We start from the raw sequence: 1,657 nt of genomic DNA, 5'->3' as shown, positions 1-1,657 counted from the left end.
TCTTCACGGAGATGTGGGAGCGCTTCCGCTACTACGGCATGCGGGCGCTGCTCATCCTGTTCATGACCGCGCCGGCCGCGACCGGCGGCATGGCGATGGACACGGCGACGGCCGGCGCGATCTACGGCACCTACACGGCGATGGTCTACATGATGGGCCTGCCGGGTGGATGGATCGCGGATCGGATCCTCGGCCAGCGTCGAGCCGTGTTCTACGGCGGCATCCTGATCGCGTGCGGCCACTTCAGCATGGCGGTGCCGGCGCACTGGGCCTTCTATCTCGGCCTCGTCTTGATCGTGCTCGGCACCGGCCTGCTCAAGCCGAACATCAGCGTCATGGTCGGTCAGCTCTACGAAGCGAACGACCACCGGCGCGACGCGGGCTTCTCGCTCTTCTACATGGGGATCAATCTGGGGGCGTTCTTCTCGCCGCTGGTCTGCGGCTACCTCGGACAGACGATCAACTGGCATTACGGCTTCGCGGCCGCCGGCGTCGGCATGATTCTCGGACTGATCCAGTACGTCGCCGGATCGCGATCGCTCGGCACGGCGGGCCTCGAACCGGCCCCCGCCGCGACGCCTGACGCGCACGCGCGCGACGTCCGCCGCGCCGGCTGGGGCGTCAGCATCACGGTCGCCGGCCTGGCCGTCGTCGGCACCGGCCTCGCGCTCGGATGGATCCCCGTCTCGCCCGGACAGATCGCGGATGCGGTCGGATATCTGCTGTTGCTGCTTACGGTCGCGCTCTTTGGCTGGCTCCTGTTTGGTGGCGGCTGGACGCGTGAAGAGCGCGGGCGTCTCTACGTCATCTTCGCGTTCTTCGTCGCCTACGCGCTCTTCTCGTCGGTGTTCGAGCAGGCGGGATCGACGCTCAACCTGTTCGCCGAGCGCGACTCGCGCAACGAGATCGTCGGCTACGCGTTCCCGAGCAGCTGGTATCAGTCGACGAATCCGATTCTGATCTTCATCCTCGCGCCGGTCTTCGCGTGGCTGTGGGTGCGCCTCGGCGAGCGCGAGCCGTCGAGCTCGGTGAAGCTGTCGTTCGGCCTGCTCGGCGCCGGCCTCGGATTTCTGCTGCTCGTGCCCGCGGCGAACATCGCCTCGTCAGGCACGCTCGTGAGCCCGATGTGGCTCACCGCGACGTATTTCATCCATACGGTCGCCGAGCTGTGCCTGAGCCCTGTCGGCCTGAGCTCGATGACGAAGCTCGCGCCGGCGCGCATCGCCAGCCTCGTGATGGGCATCTGGTTCCTCGGCGTGTCGGTCGGCAACTACGCGGCCGGTCAGCTCGGCGGCCTCTACGAGTCTCTGCCGCTCCCGACGCTTTTCGGCCGCGTCGGTCTCTTCGCCGTGATCGCGGGCATCGTCATGCTGCTGCTCGCGCGGCGGTTCACGCGCCTCGCGGGCGGCGTCAAGTGATCTGGCGCTTGACAAGTTCGACGTGAGAAGCCAGAAGTTAGAAGTTCCGCTCAGGGCGCTCGAAGACTACAAACGCAAACGCGACTTCACGAAATCGCCTGAACCCTCGGGTGACGAGAAGCGTCCGGCGAAGAAGAAGGCCGACACGCTGTTCTTCTGCGTCCAGAAGCATCTCGCCAGTCATCTGCACTACGACTTCCGGCTGGAGTGGAACGGCGTGCTGCTCTCCTGGGCCGTGC

2 protein-coding genes are annotated in these 1,657 nt (G+C 66.3%); both read left to right on the top strand.

The window, feature by feature from the left end:
* Positions 1 to 1,418, top strand: a 1,418-nt coding sequence (locus IT540_RS20795) for a peptide MFS transporter (protein WP_291181789.1), incomplete at its 5' end; no start/stop codon positions are given.
* A gap of 22 nt (positions 1,419 to 1,440) precedes the next feature.
* The coding region (locus tag IT540_RS20790) for a DNA polymerase ligase N-terminal domain-containing protein (RefSeq protein WP_291181788.1) at positions 1,441 to 1,657 on the top strand (217 nt) is incomplete at its 3' end.

It is taken from the genome of Hyphomicrobium sp. (assembly GCF_020852195.1).
Taxonomy (GTDB): Bacteria; Pseudomonadota; Alphaproteobacteria; order Rhizobiales; family Hyphomicrobiaceae; genus Hyphomicrobium_C.
Note: the sequence above shows the minus strand (reverse complement) of the source record. Positions and strands in the feature narration are given on the sequence as shown.